Genomic DNA, 20,017 nt, shown 5'->3' with positions numbered 1-20,017 from the left:
CCCCGGGCTCAGAGGGCGGCGAGGGCGTAGCGGACGACCTCCTCCACCCCCATGGCGGCGCCGCTGCTGAGCGCGTGCGCGTGGTCCGCTTCGCCCACCTGCTCGCGCAGGCGCTCCTGGAGTGCGCGCAGCAGCGGCAGCTCCACGGGCGCGGGGTGGCGCCCGGTCCGCTCGCGCAGCGCCTGCGCGCCGGCCAGCACGACCACGGCCCGCTCCGGCCGTCCCGCCCCGGCCTCCTGGTGCGCCGCCGCGGTGAGGGCGTCCACCACGGGCATCCACAGCCCCGCGTCGAGGCAGCCGCGCAGGGAGGCCGCCAGCCACCGGGCGGCCGTGCGCGGATCGCCGGCCGCGTGCAGGTTCCGGGCGTGCTGGGCCCGGTGGCACACGGCGGCGAACAGGTCGCCGGCCACGGCGGAGTCCCGCAGCGCGGCCCCCGACAGCGCCGCGGCGCGCTCCGGATCCCCGCCGTAGTAGGCCGTCTCGGCCTGCGCCCAGCGGACGGCGGCCAGCGGAGTGCGGGCCCCGCAGGCCGCCAGGACCTCCTCGGCGCGGGCGAGTTCGGCGCCGGCCGCCTCCGTGTCGCCCAGCGCGCAGTGGGTGATCGCGACCGCGGTGCGCAGCTGCGCGGCGGCCTGCCGGGTGCCGTGCCGCAGCACGGGCGCCAGCACGCCCGCCGCGATCGCGGCGGCCTCCTGCGCCCGGCCCTGCAGACAGCGCACGACCGAGAGCTGGGCCAGCGACTCCAGCTGCAGCGGGACGTCGCCGCAGCCCTCGGCGAGCCGGGCGGCCTCGGCCAGCATGCCCGCCGAATGGTTCAGGTCGACGCTGAAGGAGATCATGCCCGCCGCGTACAGCACATGCCGGCGTGCCTCGGGCGGCGCGGGCGGGTCCATCCGCTCCAGGGCCCGCCGCACCCAGTACAGCCCCTCGCGCGGCAGGTCGGCCCACAGCCAGGCCATGGCGCCGACGAGGTCCGCCCCCAGCGCGGGATCGCCCGGTGCGCGGGCGCCGGAGCCCAGCGCCCATTCGAGGCCGGCCCGCAGGTTCGGCAGCTCCCGCCGCAGCTCCGTGCGCAGCCCGACGTCGCTGCCGTCGACCGCGCCCTGCCCGACCCGGGTACACAGCCCGCAGTAGTGGGCGGCGTGCCGGCGCAGGGCCTGCGCCCGCGCACCCCCGTCCGGCGCCGGCCACTGCTCCGCCGACGGTTCCACCGCCGACCGCTCCGCCGCCCGGTGCTCGGCGGCCAGCTGCTCCGCCGCGAACTCCCGTACGGCCCCCAGCAGTCGGTAGCGCACCGCCTCACCGTCGTGCTCCGCCACGACCAGCGAGCGCTCGACGAGGTCGCGCAGCACCGCCCCCACCCCGGCCCCGCCGCTACTGCCGGTACCGCCGCTGTCGCCGCCGCAGGCCACGGCCAGCGCGGCCTGCTCGGTGAACCCGCCGGCGAACACCGACAGCCGGGCGAAGACGTACCGCTCCTCCTCGGTCAGCAGCCGGTGGCTCCACCCGATCGCGGAGCGCAGCGAGTTGTGCCGGGCCGGCCGGGCCCGCCGCCGGGCCAGCACCTGCAACTGCCGGTCCAGCCGGGCGGCGACCTCGGCGGCGGGCAGCGTCCGCAGCTGCGCCGCGGCGAGCTCCAGGGCCAGCGGCAGCCCCTCGGTGGCCCGGCAGATCCGGGCCGCCGAGGGCGCCGTGCGTGCCGTCACGGCGAACGACGGCACCTGCGCGACGGCGCGGTCGACCAGCATCCGGCCCGCCGCCGACCGCAGGACGTCCTCGGGCGAGTCGCGCGTCGGGACCTCCAGCGGACCGACCGTGCGCACGCTCTCGCCGGGGATCGCCAGCGGCTCCCTGCTGGTGGCCAGGATGCGCAGGCCGCGGCAGCGCGACAGCAGGGCGTCGGCCAGGGCGGCGCACGCCTCCAGCACGTGCTCGCAGTTGTCGAGGACCAGCAGGGCGTCGTGGGCGGCCAGGCCCGCGGACAGGGCGTCGAGGATCGGGCGGCCCGGCCCCGCGGGCAGTCCCAGGGCGGCGGCGACGGCCGCGGGCACCAGCTCGGGGTCGTCCACGGCGTCCAGCTCCACCGGCCGGGCGCCGCCGCCGATCTCGCACCCGGCCCCGCCGCCGCATCCGCCCGCGTCCCCGCCGTCCCCGGCGCACCCGCTCCCGCCGCCCTCGCCGCCGGCCCGCTGCGCGGTGGCCAGCGCCAGGCTGGTCTTGCCGACCCCGGGCGGGCCCACCAGGGTCACCAGCCGCCGGGTGGCGAGCAGCGCCGCCAGCTCGGCCACCTCCGCGTCCCGCCCGAACAGCGGAGCCCGGACGGCGGCGGGAGCGGGCGCGGCGGACCGCACCGGCGCCGGCACCGGCCCGGGCGGGCGCACGGCGGCCGCGGCCGGGGGCAGCGCCGGGTCCTCCGTCAGGATCAGCCGGTGCAGCTCCTGCAGCGCGGCTCCCGGCTCCACGCCCAGCTCGGCGGACAGCACGCACCGGGCGTCCTGGAACGCGGCCAGCGCCTCGGCGGCCCGCCCGGCCCGGTACAGGGCGAGCATCAGCAGCCGGTACGCGGACTCCCGCAGCGGGTGGGCGCGCACCACGGCACGGATCTCCGCGACCAGGTCCGGCCGCGGCCCGAGGGCCAGTTCGAGGTCCAGGCACTCCTCGAGGACCTCCACCCGGCCCTCCGCCAGCCGCGCGGCCTCCGCCCGCAGCGGCTCCGAGGCCAACCCGTCGAACGCGGGCCCGCGCCACAGGGCGAGGGCCGCCCGCAGCCGCCGGACCGCCTCGGCCGGGCGCCGTCCGCCCGCCGCCGCCCGCCCGTCGAGGACCAGCCGCTCGAAGCGGCCCAGATCGGTGTCCACGGCCTCCGCGGACAGCCGGTAACCGGCCTCCCGGGTCTCGATCGCCGCCCTGGGCCCGGGGCCGCCCGCGCCCAGGGCGCGCCGCAGCGCCGACACCATGGCCTGCACCTGGGCACGGGCGGTGGCGGGCGGCTCGGGACCCCATGCGGCGTCGGTCAGTTGCTCCACCGACACCGAACGCCCGCGCTGCACGGCGAGCACCGCGAGCAGGATCCGGGCGCGCCCGCCCGGCAGGGCGACCGGGCGGTCGCCGACCGCCGCCTCCAGCGGCCCGAGCACCCTCAACTCCACACCAGGCCCCCGCCTTTGACTGCCGCGTCCGCCCACCGGACCGTCCGTACGCCACCTTGGCAGACGGCCGCGGCCCCACCAAGAGGGCGGAGCATGTACAGGCCATAGCGGAACCGGGGCGGATCCGTGGCGCCCGGCGGCACAGTCGTCCGTACGACCGAAAGCGCCGCCCGGACCACGGGCGGGCCGACCGAGGGGAAGCCGCCGTGCGATCGAAGCTCCTTGCTGCAACGCTGAGTTCAATGGCCCTGCTGGGGGTGGCGGTGGCGGTCCCGGCGCAGGCCTCCGCCGCGCCCGCCCCGCTGCTGAGCGGGACGAGGAACTGCTACAACGAGGTCGGAAGCAACGACTCCAGCTGCCGGATGTACTACAACGCCTCCAAGTGGTACCAGGGCGACTGGGTGGCCGTGCACATCTCCGTGACCGGCGAGGCCTGGGCCAACGGGTACTCCAACAAGACCAACAAGAGCTACCAGGTGCGGGTCCGGGCCGCGAACGGCGAGGAGCGGTACTCGGAGTGGAAGTCGGGCGGCACCGGCGTGGGCGTCTCCGCCGGCCCGGTGAACAAGTGGTCGGGCTACCCCACCGCCACGCTCTTCTTCGGCGGGGGCGGCTCCCTGAGCGTCACGGCCACCCAGCTCTGACCCGCCCCGCGGCCCCGGCGCCGCGCAGTTGACACCGGCCGGCCCGAGTCACAACGGGGGACCGGGCCGGCCGGCCCCCGGGGGGGCGTGCGCGCGCGGCCCGCGCCGCCCGCGCCGCCCACCCGGTCACGACCGGCGCACCCGAGCCGGGATACTTGGCCGTATGCGCGTCGACTTCGATCCCCAGGCCACCGGCCGTGATGACTTCTACCGGCTGCTCACCGCGGTCGTGGTGCCCCGGCCGATCGCGTGGGTGTCCACGCTGTCGGCGAGCGGCACGGCGAACCTCGCCCCGCACTCCTTCTTCACCATCGCGTCCGTGCAGCCGCCGATCGTGCAGTTCACCTCGGTGGGGCGCAAGGACACGCTGCGCAACGTGGAGGAGAGCGGCGAGTTCGTGGTGAGCCTGGCGCCGGAGGAACTGTTCGAGCAGATCAACGCGACCGGCACCGACTTCCCCGCCGAGCAGGGCGAGTTCGAGGCGGTCGGGATCGAGGCGGAGCCTTCGCTGCTGGTCAAGCCGCCGCGGGTGGCGGCCTCCCCGGTGGCGCTGGAGTGCCGGCTGCACAGCACCCTCGGCCTCGGCGACTCGACCGTGGTGTTCGGCCGGGTGGTGCACGCCGTGGTGGACGACTCGGTGCTGGTGGACGGGCACCCGGACATCACCCGGATGCGGCCGCTGTCGCGGCTCGGCAGGAACGAGTGGGGCACGACGGGCGAGCTGCGCGAGATCGCCCGGATCCCGTTCGCGCAGTGGCCCGGACGCTGAGCCCGGCCGGCTCCGCCCGCACCCCGACGGATCGCCCGCACCCCGACGGCTCGTCAGGACGGCGCCCGTCCGGGCGACTTGCCGGGTCGGCTCGTCAGGGCAACTCGTCAGGTCAGCTTCTTGGGCTGGATGACCGCATTCCTCACCCGGTCGGGGCATCCGTTCACCCGTCCGCGCCGATCGGATTGCGGGCGGCCTGAGTTGGTGTGCAAACGTCTCTTCGGCGGCTCCCCTGCGGGAGCTCCTTGCCCGGCCCGCCCGGGGCACTTCGCCCCGCGGGCCGGTGGAAGACCAGAGACGACCGGAAGGACATTGAAATGTCGGTGCGTGGAACGCTCCCCAAGCTTGTCGTGATCGCCACCCTGGCCGCCGCCGCGGCGGTCGCCGCCCCGACCGCCGCCCTGGCGTACGGCGGGCAGCACCAGCCGCAGCTGCCCTCCTCCCTGAGCAAGCTGGAGGCCGGGAACGCCGCGGTCGGCCTCGTCGGCCCGCGGATCAACTGGCTGGTCGCGTCCGAGGAGACCCACGGCTGATCGGCCGGGTCCGAGCCGCGGCCGAGGGCCGCATCCAGGGTTCGACGGCCGGCGGTCCCGGGGCGACACCACCCCGGGCCCGCCGGCCGTCCGGCGTGCGGGGCGGGTCAGGAGGCCTCGGTGGGCAGGCCGGCCCCGACCCAGTCCTGGATGCCCTCGCGGTACTTGCGGACGTCGGTGTAGCCGAGGGCGGTGAGCCGGTCGGCGACCTGTCCGCTGTTGGGGCACGCCGGGTTGGAGCAGTAGGTGACGATCGGGGCGCCGCGGTCGGGGAGCGCGGTGGGCGCCTGGGCGTCGACCTCGGCCGGGACCAGCGCCAGGGCGCCGGGCAGGTGCTGCTGGGCGTAGTACTCGCCGCCGAGCGTGTCGACGACGGTCACGGCGCCGGCCTCGATCGCCGCCGCGAGCTCGTCGCGGGTGATGAGTGCGGTCATGGTGCTGCCTCCCAGGGAATCGGACTACAGTCCTGTTATGGCTCACGACATTAACGGACCGCAGTCCGGTTCGGCAATCCCGTTGGAACTCCTGCGCACCCCGCCACCCAAGGAACGCGCGGACGCGGCCCGCAACCGGGCCTCGGTACTGGAGGCGGCCGCCAGGCTGTTCGCCGAGCAGGGCGTCGAGGCGGTGTCGATGGACCAGGTGGCCGCGGCCGCCGGCGTCGGCAAGGGCACCCTGTTCCGCCGGTTCGGCGACAAGTCGGGACTGGCCGCCGCGCTGCTCGACGCCCGCGAGCGCGTGCTGCAGGAGGCGGTCCTGCACGGGCCGCCCCCGCTCGGCCCCGGAGCCCCGCCCGACGAACGCCTGGCCGCGTTCCTCGACGCCTACCTCGACTACCTGCTGGAGCACCTGGCACTGGTCCGGATGTCGGAGACCGCCACCCCCGGCGCCCGGTACCGGATCGGGGCCTACCGGTTCTGGCACCGCCACGTGGCGATCCTGCTCACCACCGCGCCCGACCCCGACCACACCGCCCACGCCCTGCTCGCCGCCCTGGCGGCCGACCACGTCGCCGCACTCCTGCCCGAGCTCGGCGAACAGCGCATCCGGGCCGGCCTGCTGCGCCTCGCCCTCCGCGCGGCGTGAGGCCGGTCCGTGCAGGTCCGTGAGCCGGTCCGCGCGGACCGGTAAATGCCAGGCGCGGAACCGCGCGGTGGGCCTATCCTCCCCACCGTGATCGACTGGAGCGGGATCGAAGCCGCCGACTGCGCCGTACCCGCCGACCGACCCCTGGAGGAGCTGGTACGCGGCCTCTCCCGGGCCCTGGCGGACCCCGACCCGCTGATCCGGGACGGCGCGGCCTACGACGTCCTGTCGACCTGGATCGACCGCGGGGTGATCGACGCACCCCGGCGGCTGGCCCTGGGCGACGAGATGGCCGCCCGCCTCCTCGACCGGGAGGTCCAGGCCCGCACGTTCGCCCCCCTCGTCCTCGACCTGCTGGTGGGCGCGGGGGACTTCAGCGCCCCCTGGGTGACGGCCTTCGAACGGTGGTACCCGCAGGAGCAGGACCTGCGCGGCCACGACGAGGTACTCGGCTGGCTCCACGCGGTCGCGCACGGCGCCGACCTGCTGGGCCGCTTCGGATGCCACCCCGAGGTGGCGCCGGTACGGATGCTCGACCTCGCCGCCGCCCGGCTGACCGCCCCCACCGACCACGTCTTCGACCAGCTGGAGGACGACCGCCTGGCGAGGGCCGTCGCCCGGATCCTCACCCGGCCCGACCTCGACCGGCCCGACGCGACGGCCTGGCTGGACCGGGTCGCCGACCGCTTCGGCGCCGACACCATCAGCGTCCCCGTCCCCGCCCACCTCACCAACTGCCTGCGCACGCTGCGCCTGCTCTACGTCCTCGCCGACCGGGGCGTGCGGTGGAGCGCCGAGTCGCCGCCGCAGCCCCTGCACCACGGCGGGGCGGTCAAGGCCCGCCTCGCCGAGGTCCTCGACCTGATCGTCAGGCGCTGACGGCGGCGCACCCCCGGCAGGCCGCCCGCCCCCGGGTGCCGGGAGGCGGGCGGCACCCGGCCCCGCCTCCCGGTACCGCACACCGGGCCCGCTCAGGCGCGGTGGACGGCGTTCCAGTGCGCCGACGGGTCGTCGAAGGCCTCCTGGTAGCCGGAGTTGGCGATCGGGCGCCCGGCCAGGACCTGCTCCGGGATGTCGAAGGCGCCGACCAGCGCGTCCGCGTGGCCGGCCAGTCGGGCGATGCTCTGCTCCGCCAGGTCGGCGAGCGCGTCGATCCGGTCGGCCGCCAGGTACCGCCCGGCGTGGAGGGTGGCGGCGTGGGCCTGGATGCGCCGCACGGTGAAGAGCAGGTGCAGATCGAGGAGCACGGCGCGGGCCGTCGGGTCGGCGGCGCGCTCGGCCATGGCGAGCAGGGCGGCCGCGGCGCGGTGCTCGGCGTGGGCGGTGGCGGCGGCCAGGGCGCCGGGGGCGGCGGCGTTCCACCGGCGCAGGCTGTCGCCGGGCGGCGCCTGGCGCAGGCGGGTGCGGGCGCGGGCCAGCAGCAGGTGTTCGGCGGCCCGCAGCAGCTCCTGGCGGACGGCCGGGTCGGCCGGGTCGGCGGGCTCGCCCTCGGGGGCGGCGGGCGGGGCGTCCTGGTCGAGCAGCAGTTCGGCGCCCGTCTTGGCCCAGAGGGCGAGGTTGTCGCCCTCGGCGGTGATCGTCCCCTCGATGTCCATGGTGAGGGAGACGATCCCGTTGACGGGCAGCAGGCCCTGGGCGCCGCAGCGCTCGCGGCACTCGATCAGCAGCGCACGGGCCTGCCAGGTGATCCAGCCCTTGGCGAGGGCGACCCGGCGCTCGGCGAGGGCGGCGGCGGCCGGATCGGTGCGGTCGTGCCCGGCCCACAGGGCTGTCGTGGCGCGGTGCAGCGCCGTCATGGCGTAGGCGGTGGCGAGTCCTTCCAGCAGCGGGCCGTGGTGGGTGCGGTGCGCCCACAGGGGCACCCTGCGGTCCGGGCGGGCGCCGGTGACGTGGCGGTGGTGGGCGTAGCGGACGGCGGTGGCCAGCGCGACCCGGGCGCCGCCGAGGGCGCTGGCGCTCATGCAGAGCTTGCCGAGGGTGACCCGGCCGATGCTGGTGAGGAACCGTTTCCGCTTGCTGCCGAGTGCGCTGGTGAAGGTGCCCTCGTCGCCGAGTCGGCCGTGTTCGCCGGTCAGCAGCGCCTCGTGGGGCAGCAGGACCTGGTCGAAGGAGGTCAGGCAGTGGTCCACCGGGCTGCCGGGGCGCAGCGGGAGCGGGCGCACGGTGACCCCGGGCAGGGTGCCGCCGTGGTCGGTGAGCGGGGTGAGGAAGAGGAAGATCCCGTGGTCGCGGCCCCCGGCCAGGAGCCGGGCGGCGACCACGGCGGACTTGGGGCCCCCGGCCGGGCCGGTGTTCGGCATGAACTTCTGCGCGCCGGCGTGCGGGGTGTGCAGGGTGAAGGTGCGGTCGGCCGGGTCGTAGACCGCGGTGGTTTCCAGGGCGGCGGCGTCGTTGCCGTGGCCCAGCTCGGTGCACAGGAAGGTGCCGATCCGCTCCATGGCGAGGTACTCGTCCAACGGCCGCTTGTCATGGGGGTCGTGGTCGAGCAGGCTGCCGAGGAAGAGGTTGAAGTGGATGCCGGCCAGCACCGTGAGCCCGCCGTCCATCAGGGCGGTCCACTCGTGCAGCGCGGTCAGGCGGTAGGGGTCGGCGGCCAGGCGGGCGGGATCGGCCGCCCGGTTCAGCCGCCGCAGCCGCCGGTAGGACGCGGTGAGCTGGTCGGCGGGGCTCGTCTCGTGCTGCCGCTGCATCCACGGGTCGGCGGCCAACTCCCGCCACGGCCCGTGGACCTGCTCGCGGTCCGCCCCGAAGAGGAGGCCGCTCAGCTCGGCGGCGGTCGGGTCGGTGGACGCATCGGATGCGCGGATTGCGCCGGGTGCGTCAAGTGCGTCGAGTGCGTCGTCGGAAGGCGTGCGCATGCCAGGAAGGGAGGTCATGTCTGAACTAATTGCGCGACCCGCCCGGACGACACGCCCTTGTGATCAAGCTCACCGCCCGCACCCGTCTTGACGGACCGTCAGGCGGGCCGGGCGCGCCGCCGCCGAACCGCCGAGCCGCGATCTGGCGCCGGAGCCGCCCCGGGACTGACAGACTGCTGATCATGACCGCCGACCAGCGCCCGTCGTGGCGCCCCTTCTCCGAATCCGCCGCCGACCTGCCCGCCCAGCAGGAGCGCCCCCGCCTGCTGCCCGTGGAGCGGTCCCCCTTCCTGGAGCCCGCCGGTTCGTCCGACGAGCAGCAGTGGTTCGCGGCCGAGCACGACCCGTTCGGCAGCGACCTGCCCGAAGCGGCGGCCCGGCGGTTCTGACCGCCGGCAGCCGGGGGCCTCTTCTTCGCGGCCGCCTGTCACAACCCCGGCCCGGGATCCGTCAGTGGGGTGCAGGCACGAGAAACCGCTGAAGAGGAGCCCGCCGTGAACACCACCGCCACCGAGGCCGCCGCCACCGAGGCCACCGCCGCCGAGACCGCCGCGACCGCCGCGACCGCCGTTGAGGCCGCCACCGGGCCGACGTCGCGGATGTCGGACCCGTCCGAGCTGGTCCCGGAGCTGAAGGAGCTGGGCGGCTGGCTCTACCGGGCGACCGGCAACCGCTCCGTCGCCCGCACCACGATCGGCCTGGTCCAGCTGCGCGCCGGGCAGATCGTCGGTTCCACCTACCTGACCGCGATGCACACCGGTCTGCTGCGCAAGGCCGGCGAGAGCGACCGGCGCATCGACGCCGTGGCGACCTGGCACACCGCGCCGTACTTCACCGACGCCGAGCGCGCCGCGCTCGCCCTCGTCGAGGCCGTCCTCACCCCCAACCCCCACGGCGAGCGCGTCCCCGACGCCCTCTACGCCGAGGCCGCCCGCCACTACGACCCCAGGGCGCTGGCCACCCTCACCATCGCCATCGGCCAGGTCAACTTCTTCGTCCCCCTCGCCCTCATCGGCAAGCCCGTCCCCGGTGTCGCCCCCGCCCAGCAGTGGACCTGACGCACCCTCGGCCACCGGCGCCCGAAGGCGGCCCGGGTCGGGGCGGTCCCGGGAGCATCCCTGGAACATGGGATGTCGCCGCCCCGACCGCCGCTGCGAGGATCCGGCGTACGGCGCCGAACGCCGGCCAGGTCCCGGGCGCCGCAAGCCGTCGCGGGAGCCCGGACACCGGGGGGAGTGCGCACCCGCCGTACCGCGGGTGCGCACTGCCGCCGGGATGCCCGCCCGCCTCGAAGGAGAGTGCACACCCCATGAGAATCCGCCGAATGATCACCGCAGCGGCCGCCGTGGCCGTGCTGGCCCCCGTGCTGGTCATGACCGCAGGGGCCCAGGCGAACGCCGCGGAGCCGACCTCCAAGCCGTCGGTCGTCGACCTGCCGTTCGACATCACCCCCGACCAGCCGGTCGGGGTGCTGCAGCTGTCGAAGCGCGACCAGTGCGTGGCGGCGTACAACGTCAACTACTGGGCCGGGGGCGCCTCCTTCGCGCTCGGCCAGTGGTACGCCTGTATGGCCTGAGCCCGGACACCCCGCCTCCTGCCCCGGGCCGCGACCGCTGCCGCCCGGGGCAGCGGCGTGCCCGGGGACCTCACCAGCGGCAGGCCTCGCCCTCGCCCTCGCCGTCGCCGACGCTCATGACGATCCCGTGGGTGACGGTCGGCCCGCCGGCCCGGCTCGTCCCGGGAGCGAGGACGCCTCGCCGATCGCGGCGAGCAGTTCGAACGGCAGCTCCCGGTCCGCCTGGCCGATGGCCAGCGCGAGCCATCGGCCACCGGACGGCGGCTGCCACAGCTGCATGCTGCCGGCGGCGACGTTGCACAGGAAGCCCAGCGGCTCGGGAGCCGTGAACTCGGGGTCCGGATCGTCGAACCCGAGATACGGGCCCAGATCGACCGTCGTGGGGGCGCCCCAGCGGGCGGTCAGGACGGCCGCCAGTGCGTCAAGATCGGCTTCCAGCTCCTGCTCGGCCGCCTCGACGATCTCCTCGCCGCGGTCGTTCCAGAAGTCCTGGCTCTCCCGGAGCACGGCCACGTGATACCCGGGCCCGCTCCACCCGCCGTCGGTCCCCGGTCTGCCTTCCTGCTCGGGGAACGGCAGGACGCTCAGCTCGTCGATGACCGACAGCTGGGACTCGGTGAACTCCGTCGAACGGTGCCGGCTCGCCATGGGCGAAGCCTAGCCAGGCCGGCGCGGTGCGACCGGGCGTCGGACCTGCGGCGGGACGGCTCCGGGTCGGTCCTCGGCTCCGGCGGCGGGCGGAGGCCGTGCGGGACGGGCGGTGTCAGCAGGGGGGCCTTCGGTCATGACATGGTGTCCCGTGAAGCCGTCTACCGGCACCACCCCACCCAGGAGGTCCTGCATGAGCAGCGACGTAGCGCCATCCACCAGCCCCGAGACGCCCGACGAGTCCGAGACGCCCGACGCCGCCCAGGCCCCGGAGCCGGGCTCCCAGGATGACGTGAAGGCCCGGTTCCTCGCCGCGCTGGAGCGCAAGCACGGCGCCAAGACCGGCGGCAAGAGCGGCGGTCCGGACGGGGACTCGAAGATCCACGGCGCCCACAGCGCAGCGGGCGGCAAGCGCAACTTCCGCCGCAAGAGCGGTGGCTGATCACTCCGGTCGCCCTGGTTGCTCCGGTCACTGAGGCTGACGCCGGGGCCGCCGCCGGGCCCGGTTCCGGCCGGGCGGCCTGAGCACCTGGTCGGGGGAGCGGGCCTCCGCTCCCCGGCCGGGCCGCCCGCGAGGCCGCCCGGGCGATGGACGGACCCGGGGGCGAGGCGGGGCGAGGCGGGGGAGCGGAGGCCGCGGGCGGCCGGTGGGCCGGTGGGCCCGGCAGGGCCTAGTTGAAGGCGTCGGGGTCCGGGCCGGTGCGCAGGCCGCGGTCCAGTGCGGCGATGGCGGCCATCTCCTCGTCCGAGAGCGTGAAGTCGAGGACGTCGATGTTCTCGCGGATCCGCTCCGGCGTCGCGGACTTGGGGATCACGACGTTGCCGAGCTGCAGGTGCCAGCGGATGACGACCTGGGCGGGCGACTTGCCGTGCCGGGCGGCCGCGGAGACGATCGCGTCGTCGCCGAGCACCGCGCCCTGGGCCAGCGGGCTCCAGGCCTCGGTGGCGATGCCCTGCTCGGCGTGCAGGGCGCGCAGCTCGGCCTGCTGCAGGCCGGGGTGCAGCTCGATCTGGTTGACGGCCGGGACGAGGGAGCTGTGCTCGGCCAGGCGGCGCAGGTGCGCGGGCAGGAAGTTGGAGACGCCCGCGGCGCGGATGCGCCCCTCGGCGGCCAGCTTCTCCAGGGCGCGCCAGGTGTCGAGGTAGAGGTCCCGGGCGGGGGCGGGCCAGTGGACCAGGTACAGGTCGACGTAGTCGGTGCCGAGCTTGGCGAGGCTGGCGTCGAAGGCCCGGAGGGTGGCGTCGTAGCCCTGGTCGGCGTTCCACACCTTCGTGGTGATGAACAGGTCCTCGCGGGCCAGCCCGGAGGCGGCGACGGCGCGGCTCACGCCGACCTCGTTGCCGTAGATCGCGGCGGTGTCGATGGAGCGGTAGCCGGCTTCGAGGGCGGAGCCCACCGCGGCGGCGGTCTCGTCGTCGGGTATCTGGTAGACGCCGAAGCCGAGCTGGGGGATCTCGACGCCGTTGTTGAGCTTGACGGTGGGGGCGGATGCCATGGGTGACGGTTCCTTGTCGTGAGGGTGTGTGCGGATACGGATGCGGATACGGACGGGTGGGGGAGCGGACGGTCGGTCAGGACCGCGCCGTGAGCGCCGCGGTGGCGGTGGCGTGGTCCGGTGCGGGGCGGCGGGTGCCCGTGCGGTGCCCGCGGTGCCCGTGCGGGGTGGCCGCGTGCCCGGTCACACCGGGGTGCCGGCCGCCCTGACGGTCGCGACCAGGGGCTGGAGCCGGGGATCGAGGTCCGCCGCCGCGAGCGCCTCGCGCAGCGCGGCCCCGTTGGTGGGGCGGGCCTCCTCCAGCAGCTCCAGGCCGGCCCCGGAGACGTTGGTGTAGATGCCCCGGCGGTCGGTGGGACACAGGTAGCGCGCCAGGAGCCCGCGGTCCTCCAGGCGGGTGACCAGGCGGGTGGTGGCGCTGTGGCTGAGCACGACGGCGTCGGCGACCTGCTTCATCTGCAGGTGGCCGCCCTCGCCGTCGTGCTGGCGGCTGAGGACGTCGAGCAGCGAGTACTCGCGCACGCTCAGGCCGTGCCCGCTCTGCAGGGCCCGTTCGACATGGGTCTCGATCCTGTCGTGCAGCAGCGAGAGTGCGCACCAGCCCTGGGCGAGGGCGGTGAGGGCGGGGTCCGTAGCGGTCATGGGGTGTTCCTCCGTCCCGGGCGACTGCGCTCCAGGATAGCTTACATCTGAAATTACCCGCGATTACATGTAGTCGGCGTAAGCAAATACATCGGAGCCCGGCTGGGTCCGTCGGGAACCCCCTTCCCGGCCGCCTGCGACCGCCGGGAGGACACGCGCCACCCGCCGGGCCCGGCCACCCGGGGAGCCGCCCACCACCGGGTTACGCTCGCAGCCCGCCCAGCCCCAGCCCGCCCCGCCCCGCTGTGCCGCCGCCCGAGTGCCGGGCCGCCCGGCCCCAGCCGGCGAGGCGACCACCGCCCCCACCGCCCCCACCGCCCGGCGACCCGAAGAAGCCCACCGACCATGACAGGACACCGCCCCACCGACCCCCGCACGCCGGACGGCGCCGGACCGCAGCAGGAACCGGTCTACGGCGAGGCCCGCTGGCCGATGGCCACCGCGGTCGGCGCCGCGATGGTGCTGACCCTGCTGCTGCCCGACGACCTGCGACTGGCGCCCCGCTGGGTGATCCCCCTCGTCGAGGGGCTGCTCCTGGTGGCGCTCATCGCCGGCGACCCGGGACGGATCGACCGCCGCTCCACCGCCCTGCGCGCGCTGTCGATCGCCCTGGTCGGCGTCCTCGTCGTCAGCGCCGCCTGGTCGACCGTCCAACTGGTCGACGACCTCGTCCACGGCGGGAGCGAGACCGCCTCGGCCGCCGCACTGCTGCGCGCCGGCGGCGGCGTCTGGGGCAACACGGTGCTGGCCTTCTCCCTGCTCTACTTCGAACTCGACAGCGGGGGACCGGCCGTCCGCGCCCACCGGATGCCCGCCACCCCGGCCCTCGCCTTCCCCCAGCAGCTCACCCCCGAGCTGAGCCCCCCGCACTGGCGGCCCCGGTACATCGACTACCTCTACCTCGGGCTCACCAACTCCACCGCCTTCAGCCCCACCGACGTCATGCCGCTGGCGGCCTGGGCCAAGATCGCCATGGCCGTCCAGTCGATCATCTCCCTGCTCATCCTGGGCCTGGTCGTCGCCCGGGCCGTCAACGTGCTCGCCTGACCGGTCCGGGGGCGGCTGCCGGGGGCCCGGCTGGACCCGCGGCGATGACATACGGCGATGACATACGGCGATGACATGCGGCGATGACACGCCCCCAGCACCGCACCGCACGGCGCGCACGGGGCTAGGCTCACCCCGTGGTTCGCCCCGACGAGCGCGCCGAAGGCGCCGGACCGTTCACCACCCGCCTCACCTGGCGGCTGGCCGAGGGTGGCTCGGCCGTCTGGGAGTCCCGCCTGGCCCGCAAGCGCGGCGCCCTCAGGGTCCGTGCCGAGACGGGGGCGGAGGGCCCGCCGCGCAGCGCCGACGACACGGCACTGCACCGCCTGCGCGTCCTCAACACCGTCGCCGCCGTCGCCTTCACGATCGGCGGCGCCCTGTTCGCCCTCGGCGCGGCCCTCGCCGAGGCCGGCTCGGTGGGCGCCACCGCGATCGCCTCGGTCTACTTCGCCGGAGGCCTGTTCTTCAACACCGGCGGCTACGTCTCGCTGCTCCAGGCGGTCAACGCCCCGCGCCGCTCCGGCGCGGCGGACTCGCTGGTCACGGGCGGCTGGCGGTGGTGGAGCTACGAGCCCGGGCGGATCGACTGGCTGAGCACCTTCGTCCTGTTCGCCGGGACGCTCGTGTTCGGCGTCAACCTGCTGGACTCCTTCCTCCAGGGGCTCTCGGCCCAGCAGGTCAACCGGCTGATCTGGGCCCCCGACATGGTGGGGTGCGCGCTGTTCCTGGTCTCGGGGCACCTCGCGCTGGTCGAGGTCTGCCACGGCCGCCCGTGCTGGCGCGCGCGCAGCCTCGGCTGGTGGGTCGTCGCGGTCAACCAGTTCGGGTCCGTGCTGTTCCTGGTCTCCGCGCTGGCCGCCTTCACCCGCCCGGAGACCGACAGCCTCGTCAGCATCGGCATCGCCAACTGGGGGACCTTCGCCGGCGCGCTGTGCTTCTCGGTCGGCGGCGTCCTGCAGTACTTCGAGCGGCCGTAGGGCCCGTCCCCGAACTCCCGCCTGCCCGTCCGTCCCGGACGCCGCGGGCGGACGGGCCCTCAGGGCAGTTGCCGCACCCGCAGGGCGCCCGCGCTGCCGCCGCCGGTGACGAGGGTCCTGCCGCCCGCGACGTCCCGCAGCCGGATCGCCCCGGTTTCGCCCGGAGTGCGGGCCTCTGTGGGTGGATCGATAGCTAAACCATCGACATACTCTCATCATTGACCTATGCTCGCGGTCGTGGCCCCCCGTCAACTGCGGGAGCCGGCCCGGCTCGTGTCCACCGGGCTTCGCCCCGCCCCCGACCGCACGGAGTACCCCCTTGACCACCAGGCACCTCCAGACCGTTGTCGCGCTGTCCGCCGCCGCCCTGCTGCTGGCGCTCACGGCCGCCGTCGTCCTGTTCGCCGTCCGGCTCGGCCAGGCCGTGGAGTGCTCCCGCTCCCTCGCCTGCCCCAGCCGCACGGCCGACAGCGCGGTCACGGGAGTCCTGCGGGCAACCGCGGACACCACCGGCCGCACCGAGGCGGGCCGGCTCGACAGCTAGTGCCGCGTCAGGCAACCTTCGCCCCGTCGCGACGCCCGGCACGCACTCTCGCCGCACCGGCCGAAAGCCCAAGTACGTCCAGTACGAGGACTTCCGGCCGGCACGCCGATAGCACGCACCGGACGCCGCTCCTTGACGGGCAAAAGTTGCCTGACGCGGCACTAGCCGCGGACAGCACCCGGGCGCGGCACCGCCGTCACGCCACCGGAGCGCAGGGACATCGGGAGGGCGGCCGCACGCACCGGCCTGCCCCGAGGCCCGGTAAGCCGTGGACGCGCCGGCGGCCGGTGCGGGACGACCGGGCACCTGCTGTGGCTACACCCGACAGGTGCAGGCACGGCCGCGCCGGAGAGGTGAGACTGGGGACATCGGCCGACCGGCATCCACCACCGCCCTTGCCCCGCCCGGGAAATCCTTGTTCATGGACGAATGATCCGGGCCGGGCGGATCCGTTCGGGGCGGCGGGCGGCGGCACTTGACCCCTCGTCGAAGACCCGCTGCCGGTGCGGCCGACGGATTGACGCGGGCGCATGGCGCGCCGCGTCCGACCGACTCTTTTCCTCTTTGCCGGCTCGGGGGCTCTGGCGCCTCTCCGGGCATGTCCTTTGCGGGAGTTATCGTGCGTACGGTTCGAAGACTGGCCTGGCCTCTTGGTGTGATGGTGGCGGTACCCGTGGTGGCCGGGGTGGTGCCGGCGACGGCCACCGCCGCGGAGGCCGCGCCGTCGGCGGCGGTGGAGGACTTCGCCTACCCCGGGGCCGCGAAGATCCTCGCGGAGCGCAACATCGTCCTGAAGACGGGCGACGGGCACATCCAGCTCGCCGACTGCGCGTCAGGGCCCGGCCTGCTGGAGGTCTACAGCCGGGCGGCGTCGCCCAGCCACATCTGCTTCAGGGTGACCGGACCGACGGGCTACCTGGCTGTGGAGGTCCCGAAGGTCTACAACCTGAGGGGCGACGACCACACGGTCAAGGCCACGTTGAAGACGGCGGGCGCGGTCACCAGCATCGACGTCAAGAAGAACGACTGGACGCCCGTGGGCGAGAGCACCGGCGACGCGACCACGCTGCTCGAACTCACCGCCACCGACGGACCGGCCGCGCCGGCCGCCGCCGCCGACCACCCGGCGGTCGGCACCGTCACCGTCGGCCAGCCCGGCCGCAGCGCGGGCTCGCGGGCCTGCACCGCCACCCTGGTCGACCGCTCCTGGGTCCTCACCGCGGCAGGCTGCTTCAGCGACAACGCCGCCGCCCTCGCCCCCGGCGCGCCTCCGGTCGCCGCCACCGCCGCCGTCGGCGGCCAGAGCGTCGGCATCGTCGAGCTCGTCCCGCGCACCGACCGCGACCTCGTCATGGCCCGCCTCGCCAACCCCGTCGACGGCGTCACCCCGGCCGTCCTCGCCGCCACCGCGCCCGCGGTCGGCGAGAGCCTGCGCGTGCCCGGATTCGGGCGCACGGCCGCGGACTGGGCCCCCTTCAAACAGCACACCACCACCCACACCGCCGGGGCCGTGAGCGCCACCGGCATCGAGACCGCGCCCGCCGCCGGTGCGGCCTCGATCTGCGCGGGCGACGCCGGCGCGCCCCTGCTGCGGGAGCGCAACGGCGGCACCGAGCTCGTCGCCGTCGCGTCCCGCTCGTGGCAGGGCGGCTGCCTGGGCAGCACGGAGACCCGCACCGGCGCCTCCAGCACCCGCACCGACGACATCGCCGGCTGGGTCCAGCAGGTCCGCGCCACCGCGTTCGGCTGGAAGACCCAGGTACTGGTGAAGGGCGGCACCAACCTGTACCACGCGACCCGCCTCTACGACGGCTCCTGGACCCCCTTCGAGGACGTCCAGAGCAAGGCCGGGAACATCGGCGGCGTGCGCAGCTCGGCCACCGCCGGCATCGACCGCCAGACCCACGTCCTCGCGGTCGGCGGCAACGGCCGCCTCTACCACGCCCTCCGCGAGCCCGACGGCTCCTGGAGCAGCTTCGGGGACCTCACCCCCAACGCCGGTGCGCTCGGTGAGATCACCCAGGTGGCCGCCACGTCGATCGGCCCCGACCTCCACGTCGTGGTCGTCGCCGACGGGCAGCTCTACCACACCGTCCGCGTCCCCAGCGGCTACTGGACCGCCTACGGCAGGGTCCTCGACGCCACCGGCCCCCTGAACGGCATCACCTCCCTCGCCGCCACCAGCGTCGGCACCGAACTGCAGGTCGCGGCCGTCTCCGACGGCAAGGCCTTCCACACCCAGCGCGACGCCAACGGCTACTGGGGCACCTGGGGATCCCTCGCGACCTCGGCCGGCGCCACCGGCCCCGTCAACGCCGTCGCGATGGCCCGCCAGGGCAATGACGTCAACCTGGCCGTCATCACCGACGGCGGGACGAAGGCTTACCACACCGTCCGCTACGCCGACGGCACATGGCACTCCTTCCTCTCCCTGAACGGCGTCCTCGGCCAGATCACCGCCACCTCCATCAGCGGCGCCATCGGCGACGGCGACTTCCAGTTCGTCGCCGACACCGGCGACAACCGCGTCCTGACCACCGCCCGCCTCGCCGACGGCAACTGGAGCCCCCTCCGGTCCGTCGACCTCCAGGGCCTCGCGGGCAGCCACACCGGCACGACCCTGACCGGCACCTGGTAGGCGGCGCCAACAGCGCAGGGCACAGGCACGGGCACAGCGCAGGTCGCAGACGCAGCGCAGGGCACAGGAACCGCGCAGGCACAGCGCCACAGGCACAGCGCAGGGCACAGACGGCCGCCGGCACCCGGTCGGCGGCCGTCCGCCTGCCCGGGCACGACCGCGGCCACCGGCCGGTGCCGGCCCGGGCACGGCTTCGCCGGGCGGCTGCGGGTGCGCCGCTCCGCCCGTACAGCCGCCCGCGGGGTGCGGTGGGGCGCCTCCCGCGTCCCACCGCAGCCCGCGGGCGCTTCTCGAAGCCACCGGCCCGGATGCCGGTGGCCGCACGGCACTTCGGTACCCAGAGGAAGGGACAGCGGATTTCGATGAGGGTGTCAGTGAGACCGAGGACGATACGGCCGCGGGCCGCCGTCGCGGCCGGGATCGTGGCGGGGAGCCTGCTGACAGGGCTGCTCGCGATCCCGGCGGCGGCAGTGGACGCGACGCCGGCGACGGGGCCGGTCGCGGACCGGGTGAAGGCGGTGGCGGCGTGGCAGGCCGGGGGGCCTGCCACGCGCCGGGCCGCGGAGGCCGCGCTGACCGGTTCGGACGACGACCTGAGGGCGTTCGTGGCGACCGGTCAGACGGCCGCGGCCGACCAGGACCTGAGGGCGCGGATCGAGGAACTCCTCGCGGCCTCGGGCCCCGGGGTGCGCGAGGCCGGGACCGCCGCGCTGGCCGGGTCCGCGGCCGATCTGCAGAACTTCCTCGACAAGGGCGGGAAGAAGGCCTTCGAGGACGACCAGCGGGTGCGGCTGTCACAGATCATGGCCACCGGCGGCCCCGGGGTGAGGGACGCCGCCGGCAAGGCCATGGACGGCTCCCTGGACGACGTCACCCGGTTCCTGAACGAGGGCTGGTCCAAGGCGAGGGACGACGACGACCGGGTCCACCTCTCCCAGCTGATGGCCGCCGGCGGACCGGAGGTGAAGAAGGCGGCCGGCACCGCGCTGGACGGCGGCATGGAGGACGTCCAGGACTTCCTGAAGTACGGCTACCAGACTGCCGCCGCGCACGACCAGGAGACGCTGACCGTCGCACAGTTGGCGGATCTGACGAAGACCGCCTCCGCCCAGGCCGGTGAGCAGGCGCAGACCGCCAAGGACGCCGCGGGCAAGGCCCTGGACGCCACCCGGTTGGCCAAGCAGGCCGCCGAACGGGCCTCGGCCGAGACACAGGCGGCGCAGGGCTCCGCCGGGCAGGCGTCCAACGCCGCCGGGCGCGCGGCGGACGCCGCCGGACGGGCCGCCACGGCCGCCCAGACCGCCTCCTCGGCGGCGGGCGCGGCGAACGAGGCCGCCCGGCAGGCCGCGAACGCCGCGGCCAACGCGGCCGCGGCCGCCACCAAGGCCGGCAACGCCGCGGCCCGCGCAC

The 20,017-nt window shown here is 75.5% G+C and carries 20 protein-coding genes; 14 read left to right on the top strand and 6 right to left on the bottom strand.

The genetic code is table 11. The annotated features are described in order from the left end of the window. Nucleotides 1-8: 8 nt before the first annotated feature. Nucleotides 9-3,149: a BTAD domain-containing putative transcriptional regulator gene (locus ACFVVX_RS11005; RefSeq protein WP_387943836.1), complete on the bottom strand. Its 3,141-nt coding sequence runs from the start codon at nucleotides 3,147-3,149 to the stop codon at nucleotides 9-11. A 242-nt stretch (nucleotides 3,150-3,391) separates the two neighbouring features. On the opposite strand from ACFVVX_RS11005, the gene ACFVVX_RS11000 reads away from it, so the two are divergent. The 3 genes from ACFVVX_RS11000 (at nucleotide 3,392) to ACFVVX_RS10990 (ending at nucleotide 5,095) form a co-directional block, all read left to right on the top strand. Further along, the gene (locus ACFVVX_RS11000) at nucleotides 3,392-3,793 is read left to right on the top strand and encodes a hypothetical protein (RefSeq protein WP_387943834.1); all 402 of its coding nucleotides are present in this window, start codon (nucleotides 3,392-3,394) and stop codon (nucleotides 3,791-3,793) included. 163 nt (nucleotides 3,794-3,956) lie between these two features. After that, complete coding sequence (locus tag ACFVVX_RS10995; RefSeq protein WP_387943832.1) at nucleotides 3,957-4,562, top strand: flavin reductase family protein; 606 nt, start codon at nucleotides 3,957-3,959, stop codon at nucleotides 4,560-4,562. Between the two features lie 317 nt (nucleotides 4,563-4,879). Next, nucleotides 4,880-5,095: a hypothetical protein gene (locus ACFVVX_RS10990; protein WP_387943830.1), complete on the top strand. Its 216-nt coding sequence runs from the start codon at nucleotides 4,880-4,882 to the stop codon at nucleotides 5,093-5,095. Nucleotides 5,096-5,202: 107 nt separating this feature from the next. On the opposite strand, the gene ACFVVX_RS10985 is transcribed toward ACFVVX_RS10990, so the two are convergent. Next, complete coding sequence (locus tag ACFVVX_RS10985) at nucleotides 5,203-5,529, bottom strand: rhodanese-like domain-containing protein (RefSeq protein WP_387943828.1); 327 nt, start codon at nucleotides 5,527-5,529, stop codon at nucleotides 5,203-5,205. Nucleotides 5,530-5,566: 37 nt separating this feature from the next. Here ACFVVX_RS10985 and ACFVVX_RS10980 point away from each other — a divergent pair, with 37 nt between their 5' ends. Beyond that, nucleotides 5,567-6,181, top strand: coding sequence for a TetR/AcrR family transcriptional regulator (locus tag ACFVVX_RS10980; protein ID WP_387943826.1), 615 nt, complete (start codon nucleotides 5,567-5,569; stop codon nucleotides 6,179-6,181). An 87-nt stretch (nucleotides 6,182-6,268) separates the two neighbouring features. Continuing rightward, entirely contained in the window at nucleotides 6,269-7,060 is a 792-nt protein-coding gene (locus tag ACFVVX_RS10975) for a DUF2785 domain-containing protein (RefSeq protein ID WP_387943824.1), read from the top strand. 92 nt (nucleotides 7,061-7,152) lie between these two features. Here the strand turns inward: ACFVVX_RS10975 and ACFVVX_RS10970 are convergent, their stop codons facing one another. Then, nucleotides 7,153-9,039, bottom strand: coding sequence for an acyl-CoA dehydrogenase (locus tag ACFVVX_RS10970; protein ID WP_387943822.1), 1,887 nt, complete (start codon nucleotides 9,037-9,039; stop codon nucleotides 7,153-7,155). Nucleotides 9,040-9,221: 182 nt separating this feature from the next. Between ACFVVX_RS10970 and ACFVVX_RS10965 the strand changes: the two genes are divergently transcribed. The 3 genes from ACFVVX_RS10965 (at nucleotide 9,222) to ACFVVX_RS10955 (ending at nucleotide 10,615) form a co-directional block, all read left to right on the top strand. Then, nucleotides 9,222-9,428, top strand: coding sequence for a hypothetical protein (locus ACFVVX_RS10965; RefSeq protein WP_387943820.1), 207 nt, complete (start codon nucleotides 9,222-9,224; stop codon nucleotides 9,426-9,428). Nucleotides 9,429-9,638: 210 nt separating this feature from the next. Next, nucleotides 9,639-10,097 (top strand): carboxymuconolactone decarboxylase family protein, encoded by a 459-nt coding sequence (locus ACFVVX_RS10960; RefSeq protein ID WP_387944242.1) that lies wholly within the window; start codon nucleotides 9,639-9,641, stop codon nucleotides 10,095-10,097. A gap of 266 nt (nucleotides 10,098-10,363) precedes the next feature. Next, entirely contained in the window at nucleotides 10,364-10,615 is a 252-nt protein-coding gene (locus ACFVVX_RS10955) for a hypothetical protein (RefSeq protein ID WP_387943818.1), read from the top strand. 114 nt (nucleotides 10,616-10,729) lie between these two features. Here ACFVVX_RS10955 and ACFVVX_RS10950 read toward each other — a convergent pair whose 3' ends face one another. Continuing rightward, nucleotides 10,730-11,263 carry a hypothetical protein gene (locus ACFVVX_RS10950; RefSeq protein ID WP_387943816.1) on the bottom strand — a complete coding sequence of 178 codons (534 nt, stop codon included), beginning with the start codon at nucleotides 11,261-11,263 and terminating at the stop codon, nucleotides 10,730-10,732. A gap of 193 nt (nucleotides 11,264-11,456) precedes the next feature. Here ACFVVX_RS10950 and ACFVVX_RS10945 point away from each other — a divergent pair, with 193 nt between their 5' ends. After that, a complete protein-coding gene (locus ACFVVX_RS10945) occupies nucleotides 11,457-11,705 on the top strand; it encodes a DUF5302 domain-containing protein (protein ID WP_387943814.1) in 249 nt (82 codons plus the stop codon). Nucleotides 11,706-11,934: 229 nt separating this feature from the next. Here ACFVVX_RS10945 and ACFVVX_RS10940 read toward each other — a convergent pair whose 3' ends face one another. Beyond that, the gene (locus ACFVVX_RS10940) at nucleotides 11,935-12,759 is read right to left on the bottom strand and encodes an aldo/keto reductase (RefSeq protein ID WP_387943812.1); all 825 of its coding nucleotides are present in this window, start codon (nucleotides 12,757-12,759) and stop codon (nucleotides 11,935-11,937) included. Between the two features lie 183 nt (nucleotides 12,760-12,942). After that, nucleotides 12,943-13,401, bottom strand: coding sequence for a MarR family winged helix-turn-helix transcriptional regulator (locus tag ACFVVX_RS10935; RefSeq protein ID WP_387943810.1), 459 nt, complete (start codon nucleotides 13,399-13,401; stop codon nucleotides 12,943-12,945). A 345-nt stretch (nucleotides 13,402-13,746) separates the two neighbouring features. Between ACFVVX_RS10935 and ACFVVX_RS10930 the strand changes: the two genes are divergently transcribed. The 5 genes from ACFVVX_RS10930 to ACFVVX_RS10910 form a co-directional block, all read left to right on the top strand. After that, nucleotides 13,747-14,448 carry a hypothetical protein gene (locus ACFVVX_RS10930; RefSeq protein ID WP_387943808.1) on the top strand — a complete coding sequence of 234 codons (702 nt, stop codon included), beginning with the start codon at nucleotides 13,747-13,749 and terminating at the stop codon, nucleotides 14,446-14,448. 137 nt (nucleotides 14,449-14,585) lie between these two features. Next, the gene (locus ACFVVX_RS10925; protein WP_387943806.1) at nucleotides 14,586-15,425 is read left to right on the top strand and encodes a hypothetical protein; all 840 of its coding nucleotides are present in this window, start codon (nucleotides 14,586-14,588) and stop codon (nucleotides 15,423-15,425) included. Nucleotides 15,426-15,744: 319 nt separating this feature from the next. Then, nucleotides 15,745-15,969 carry a hypothetical protein gene (locus ACFVVX_RS10920; RefSeq protein WP_387943804.1) on the top strand — a complete coding sequence of 75 codons (225 nt, stop codon included), beginning with the start codon at nucleotides 15,745-15,747 and terminating at the stop codon, nucleotides 15,967-15,969. Between the two features lie 658 nt (nucleotides 15,970-16,627). After that, the gene (locus tag ACFVVX_RS10915; RefSeq protein WP_387943802.1) at nucleotides 16,628-18,607 is read left to right on the top strand and encodes a trypsin-like serine protease; all 1,980 of its coding nucleotides are present in this window, start codon (nucleotides 16,628-16,630) and stop codon (nucleotides 18,605-18,607) included. A gap of 374 nt (nucleotides 18,608-18,981) precedes the next feature. Continuing rightward, nucleotides 18,982-20,017: ALF repeat-containing protein (locus tag ACFVVX_RS10910; protein WP_387943800.1), on the top strand; the 1,036-nt coding region annotated here is incomplete at its 3' end.

The sequence above is a fragment of the Kitasatospora sp. NPDC058170 genome (assembly GCF_042883905.1).
Classification (GTDB): domain Bacteria; phylum Actinomycetota; class Actinomycetes; order Streptomycetales; family Streptomycetaceae; genus Kitasatospora.
The sequence above is the reverse complement of the archived record's forward strand: the minus strand, read 5'-3'. Positions and strand labels throughout refer to the sequence as shown.

Excerpts from the sequence above, each read along its gene's own strand:
- ACFVVX_RS11000 (WP_387943834.1), top strand. The coding sequence starts at position 3,392 with ATGGCCCTGCTGGGGGTGGCGGTGGCGGTCCCGGCGCAGGCCTCCGCC.
- ACFVVX_RS10995 (WP_387943832.1), top strand. The coding sequence starts at position 3,957 with ATGCGCGTCGACTTCGATCCCCAGGCCACCGGCCGTGATGACTTCTAC.
- ACFVVX_RS10990 (WP_387943830.1), top strand. The coding sequence starts at position 4,880 with ATGTCGGTGCGTGGAACGCTCCCCAAGCTTGTCGTGATCGCCACCCTG.
- ACFVVX_RS10985 (WP_387943828.1), bottom strand. The coding sequence starts at position 5,529 with ATGACCGCACTCATCACCCGCGACGAGCTCGCGGCGGCGATCGAGGCC.
- ACFVVX_RS10980 (WP_387943826.1), top strand. The coding sequence starts at position 5,567 with ATGGCTCACGACATTAACGGACCGCAGTCCGGTTCGGCAATCCCGTTG.
- ACFVVX_RS10970 (WP_387943822.1), bottom strand. The coding sequence starts at position 9,039 with ATGCGCACGCCTTCCGACGACGCACTCGACGCACTTGACGCACCCGGC.
- ACFVVX_RS10965 (WP_387943820.1), top strand. The coding sequence starts at position 9,222 with ATGACCGCCGACCAGCGCCCGTCGTGGCGCCCCTTCTCCGAATCCGCC.
- ACFVVX_RS10960 (WP_387944242.1), top strand. The coding sequence starts at position 9,639 with ATGTCGGACCCGTCCGAGCTGGTCCCGGAGCTGAAGGAGCTGGGCGGC.
- ACFVVX_RS10955 (WP_387943818.1), top strand. The coding sequence starts at position 10,364 with ATGATCACCGCAGCGGCCGCCGTGGCCGTGCTGGCCCCCGTGCTGGTC.
- ACFVVX_RS10950 (WP_387943816.1), bottom strand. The coding sequence starts at position 11,263 with ATGGCGAGCCGGCACCGTTCGACGGAGTTCACCGAGTCCCAGCTGTCG.
- ACFVVX_RS10945 (WP_387943814.1), top strand. The coding sequence starts at position 11,457 with ATGAGCAGCGACGTAGCGCCATCCACCAGCCCCGAGACGCCCGACGAG.
- ACFVVX_RS10940 (WP_387943812.1), bottom strand. The coding sequence starts at position 12,759 with ATGGCATCCGCCCCCACCGTCAAGCTCAACAACGGCGTCGAGATCCCC.
- ACFVVX_RS10935 (WP_387943810.1), bottom strand. The coding sequence starts at position 13,401 with ATGACCGCTACGGACCCCGCCCTCACCGCCCTCGCCCAGGGCTGGTGC.
- ACFVVX_RS10930 (WP_387943808.1), top strand. The coding sequence starts at position 13,747 with ATGACAGGACACCGCCCCACCGACCCCCGCACGCCGGACGGCGCCGGA.
- ACFVVX_RS10915 (WP_387943802.1), top strand. The coding sequence starts at position 16,628 with ATGGTGGCGGTACCCGTGGTGGCCGGGGTGGTGCCGGCGACGGCCACC.